General features: G+C 53.7%; 6 protein-coding genes. All 6 read left to right on the forward strand.

Features of this window, described 5'->3' with window-relative positions:
* A partial coding sequence (locus tag H8Q75_RS05305) for a PP2C family serine/threonine-protein phosphatase (RefSeq protein WP_297040870.1) occupies window positions 1-1242 on the forward strand: 1242 nt, incomplete at its 5' end.
* A complete protein-coding gene (gene queA, locus H8Q75_RS05310) occupies window positions 1242-2306 on the forward strand; it encodes a tRNA preQ1(34) S-adenosylmethionine ribosyltransferase-isomerase QueA (RefSeq protein ID WP_024125849.1) in 1065 nt (354 codons plus the stop codon). The genes H8Q75_RS05305 and queA, both read left to right, overlap by 1 nt.
* A 496-nt stretch (window positions 2307-2802) precedes the next feature.
* Window positions 2803-2988 (forward strand): hypothetical protein, encoded by a 186-nt coding sequence (locus tag H8Q75_RS05315; RefSeq protein WP_024125848.1) that lies wholly within the window; start codon window positions 2803-2805, stop codon window positions 2986-2988.
* Window positions 2989-3048: 60 nt separating this feature from the next.
* On the forward strand, window positions 3049-3861 hold the full coding sequence (locus H8Q75_RS05320; RefSeq protein ID WP_024125847.1) for a carbon-nitrogen hydrolase family protein: 813 nt from the start codon (window positions 3049-3051) through the stop codon (window positions 3859-3861).
* A 131-nt stretch (window positions 3862-3992) separates the two neighbouring features.
* Entirely contained in the window at window positions 3993-4190 is a 198-nt protein-coding gene (locus tag H8Q75_RS05325; protein WP_024125846.1) for a hypothetical protein, read from the forward strand.
* A 165-nt stretch (window positions 4191-4355) separates the two neighbouring features.
* A partial coding sequence (locus H8Q75_RS05330; RefSeq protein WP_297040871.1) for an alpha/beta fold hydrolase occupies window positions 4356-5187 on the forward strand: 832 nt, incomplete at its 3' end.

Here is a 5187-nt window from a genome sequence, read left to right on the forward strand (position 1 = left end):
AACTTTACCGATCAAGGGGAAAACTTTCAGCAGGCCTTCACAATCCTGTGTCAACAAATGCAGGATCCTCGGGAAGCCGCCCCTGAATCTGTGCGCCAAACCCTAGAGGTCCTCTTTCAACAGGCTCTCGATGACCTTGGTTATGAGTACCACTACGATATTGCCAGCCGCTCCGACCAGGGGCCTAGTCGCAGTCGCAATGAGGATAAGTGCTTGCCCCAGACTGACCTTGCCGATCAGTCACGGGTTTTGGCCTTGGTGTGCGATGGTGTGGGGGGCCATGAAGGCGGCGATGTGGCCTCAGGCTTGGCCATTGACATCCTGGCGGAAACCCTCAAATCCCTTAATCTTCTAGAGACCCCTCCCGCCACAGTGGAGCAAGCGATTCAAACAGCCATTCACGCCACTAATGATGCGATCAATCAACGCAATGATACGGAGCAGCGCCACGAGCGCCAGCGCATGGGAACCACGGTTGTCGGTGCCCTGATTGAACACGCCCATCTTTACCTTGCCCACATTGGGGACAGCCGCGCCTACTGGATCAACCGCTGGGGCTGCTACCAACTCACCCTCGATGACGATGTGGCCAGCCGCGATGTGCGCTTGGGAATGAGTACCTACCATCAAGCCCTGGAGTTGCCCTATGGTGGCTCCTTGGTGCAAGCTTTGGGCATGGCACCCTCCCAGCATCTCCACCCCACGGTTGAGCGCTTTTTGCTGGATGAAGAGGGAATTCTGCTGCTGTGTTCCGACGGTCTCAGCGACTTTAACCGCGTGGAAACCTACTGGCGACAGTACCTGCTGCCTGTACTCCAAGGTCGGGTTTCCCTTACTGCTGCTGCTGAACAACTGATTGATCTTGCCAATCGCCTCAATGGCCATGACAATGTAACGGTGGTGCTCATTCACTGTCGGGTAAAGAATACAGCCGGTGTCCTTGACTTGGACTATAGCAACATTGTCTGTCAAGGGGAGCTGCCAGAGGTGACAGACATTACAATGGGCTACGTCCCTCCACCCGAGCCATCAGAACTCAATCTGACGGTTTCCCAAGTTCTGGAATCCCCTCAACCCCAACTGCAGCAAGTCCATAAACTTGGTTCCCAAGGGTGGCTGCTCCTGCTGATTGCTGTGGGTGTTGCCACTGCTGCCTTTAGCTTTCTGGCTGTTATGACTTCTATGAATCGGTCTAATACTGTAGAAAAGCCCTCATCCTCACCGTTGATCGCCCCCAAGTGATGCCTAACCCTGCGGATTTTTCCCTCGATGCCTACGACTATTCCTTGCCGGCGGAGCGGATTGCCCAACAGCCGGTTTCCCCCCGCGATCGCTCCCGCCTGATGGTGGTGACCCGCAACACAGCCGCAGATCACTACTTCTATGAGCTACCGCAACTGTTAGAGCCAGGGGATCTGCTGGTGCTCAATGATACGCGGGTGATTCCAGCGCGGCTGATGGGTCAAAAAGTGGGCGGCGCCGGCGGCACCGTTGAGGTGTTTCTCCTTGAAGAGTTGAGCGATCGCCAGTGGTTGGCCTTGGTAAAACCCGGTCGAAAATTGCGCCCTGGGGCAGTGATTCAAATCGGCTCGCTGCAAGCAACGGTACAGGCCATTGATGAGGAAACCCGAGGACGGGTGATTGAATTCGACCTGCCGCCGGGCGATCGCCTGTGGTCATACCTGGATCACCTGGGGGAAGTGCCCTTACCTCCCTACATTGATCATCCCATTGCGGATACTGAGCAGTACCAAACCGTCTATGCCCGCCGTCCCGGTGCCGTGGCTGCGCCAACCGCTGGCTTGCATTTTACTCCCGAACTCTTTAGCAAGTTGGCCTATCGCGGCATTGATCACTGTTTTCTAACGCTCCATGTGGGCATTGGCACCTTTCGTCCTGTGGAGGCCAAGGATATTCGTCACCACCATCTCCACGAAGAATGGATTGAGGTACCGGCTGCCACCGTCGAACGGATTCAGGCGGCCAAAGCCGCCGGGGGACGAATCATTGCCGTCGGCACCACCGTTATTCGCTCCCTAGAAACAGCTGCCCAGTCAGGCACCCTTCAGCCCTTTTGCGGCAAGAGCGATCTCTATATTTATCCGGGGTATCAGCCCAAGATTGTCGAGGGGTTCATTACCAACTTTCATCTGCCCCGCTCTAGCTTGATGATGCTTGTCAGTGCCTTTATTGGCCGTGAACGGTTGCTGCAGTTGTACCAACAGGCCATCGATCGCCAGTACCGCTTCTATTCCTTTGGCGATGCCATGCTAATTTTGCCCAGCGCTTGCCACAACACCGTTTGAGTGTGCTATCCTAAAGCCAGTTGTTTTGCAAGTTACCGTTTAGGGAGATGGAGGTGATGCCCATGGCAGATAGTAGTAAACGCTTGGGTCGTCGTTTTGGAGTTCCTCAGCTCTAGGGAAGAGTTGTTCTCCATCTGTTGATTTTAAATCAGCATCTAGGAGGTCGCTTCTCCTAGGAGTTGATACTCACGATAACCACCAGACCGCTCCCGAGGCCTTCCTGGGGGGCGGATGGCTTTTTAGGGGTACCTTAGCATGTCTGAGAATAATAAATAATATAGTTTTATGATCGACTATTAAAAATATAGTTTTATGATCGACTATTAAAAGACATTTCAGATGCGGGGTTGTGCCTGAGGGAGCATCTATAGTAGAGGCAACCGGAACTTCGCCATTGTTGGTCACAGAAGACAAATTGAGACAAACTGAGACAAATTGAGACTGAGCAACGACTAATGATGGTGGACTCTGGAACTGTTGCGTTCTGAGCGCAGCCATGGCCCTCCAATTTCTACCCCAAAAAACGCCGCGCTTGCATCCCATTAGCAGTACCAAGCTCCTGCTAGTCGTGCTGTTGAACCTCTTTATTGCCGGCTATGTCTTTTGGGCCTATCGCACTGCCCATGAGCATCAGCTCCCTACCCAACGCAATCCGATCTTGCGGAACCTGCGTTCTCGCTAAACTTGCCCTAGGCAGATTGCAGCGCTAGAATGAGGGGTTGCTGTCTTTTTTGCAACGGGCATGAAATCCTATCTCGCTGCCGCAGTCCAAATGACGAGCCAACCCAATCTTGAAGCCAATTTGGCTCAGGCAGAAGAACTCATTGAATTGGCGGTGCAACAAGGGGCAGAACTGATTGGGTTGCCAGAAAATTTTTCCTTTCTGGGTGACGATCGCGAGAAGGTTGCCCAAGCGGCAGCGATCGCTGAGCGGACTGAGGCCTTTTTGAAACGAATGGCCCAGCGATTTCAGATTACGCTGGTGGGGGGTGGCTACCCGGTGCCGGCAACGGCAGGCAAGGTCTATAACACAGCGGTATTGATTGGGCCGACGGGGGAAGAATTGAGCCGCTACCAAAAGGTGCATTTATTTGATGTCGATTTGCCCGATGGCAATATTTACCACGAATCGGGCACAGTGCTTGCTGGACGGCAGTTGCCCTCGGTCTATCCCAGTAAGGAACTGGGCAATATTGGCTTGTCGGTGTGCTATGATGTCCGCTTTCCAGAACTTTACCGTGCCCTCTCTCAAGCGGGGGCAACGGTGTTGTTTGTGCCAGCTGCCTTTACTGCCTTCACGGGTAAGGATCACTGGCAAGTTCTACTGCAGGCTCGGGCAATCGAAAATACCTGTTATGTGATTGCCCCGGCCCAGACGGGGATTCACTATGCACGGCGGCAAACCCACGGCCATGCACTGATTGTGGATCCTTGGGGAACCATCCTCGCCGATGCGGGCGATCGCCCCGGCCTCGCCATTGCGGCCATTGAACCCAGCCGCCTCGAGCAAGTGCGTCAACAGATGCCTTGCCTACAACACCGCGTCTTTTTTTGATTCTTAGCTCATTCTTAGCTAAATTGTGAAATAAGTCGTAACATTCCATACAGACGGGGGGAGTTTCCTAAGCTATCGTAGAACCATAACTGATTCCTTCCGCTCACTCCAAACCGACTAGGAGAGTATCTATGGAAAGTGTTACGGTTCCCAACCCGCAAGCCTCCGCCGAGGTTTGGAACTCCCTAAAGCGAGCGATCGCCCACAGCTCGGGTTTTCAGCGCTGGCTGAGCGAAAAGCAGGCGAGTGTTGTTATTGAGCAGCCCACGGATCTTGATGCTTGCGTTACCGCTTACCTGCGTCAGGCGCTCGAAACCCTTGCCTATTAAGTTGGTAGGAATTGTCAGCTTTGCCCCTATACGAGGAGCATTCCGACTCCTTAGGTCACATATTACCCCCACGGCGCATTCCAGCTGGGGGTTTTATTCTTGAGGCTGCGGCAACACCCTCCTTCAGGGTTTCCTTGGGTATAGTGGAAAGTGCCAGCCCCCAAGATGCATATGATTGAAGGCCCGTGGATCCATAAGTTTATTGTCTCCAATGGTATTCGTCTGCACTATGTCACCCAAGGAGAGGGGGAGTTGGTGCTACTGCTCCATGGTTTTCCAGAGTTTTGGTACTCTTGGCGACATCAAATTCCGGTATTGGCGGAAAAGCACAAAGTCGTTGCCCTAGATTTGCGGGGCTATCATCTCAGCGATAAACCCCAAGATACCGCTAGCTATGTTCTTGATGAATTAATTCTTGACATTGTCGGTGTCCTTGACGGCCTTGGCTATCGGCGCTGCCACTTGGTGGGGCACGATTGGGGGGGAATGGTTGCCTGGGGGGTTGCCTATGCCGCACCTGAGCGGATTCAAACCCTGAGTGTGCTGGCTTGCCCCCATCCTGCCAAGTTTCAACAGTTGAGTTTTGAGCAATGGTTGCGCAGTAGTTATATGCTGCTCTTTCAGCTGCCGTGGCTACCAGAGATACTCTTGGAGTGGGGAGGCTATGGGGCGATCGCCCAAATCTTTCGCTGGGCAGCTGTGAACCAGCAGGCCATCCGCCCCCTGGACATTGCCCGCTATCAGGATGCCGCGGCTCAGCGGGGTGCTCTATCGGGAATGCTCAACTACTACCGTGCGGGGTTACAAAGTCTTTACAGTCGCGAGTGGGGCGTACTCGACATACCAACGCTGATGCTCTGGGGGCGCCAAGACCCCATCTTGGGCATTGAACTGACCTACGGCACGGAAGCCTACGTTAAGGAACTGAAAATTCAATACTTGGACCACTGTGGCCACTTTGTGCAGCAGGAGCAACCCGACTTGGTGAATGAGTATC

Origin of the sequence: Thermosynechococcus sp. OHK43 (assembly GCF_014466085.1) — a bacterium.
Lineage (GTDB): Bacteria > Cyanobacteriota > Cyanobacteriia > Thermosynechococcales > Thermosynechococcaceae > Thermosynechococcus.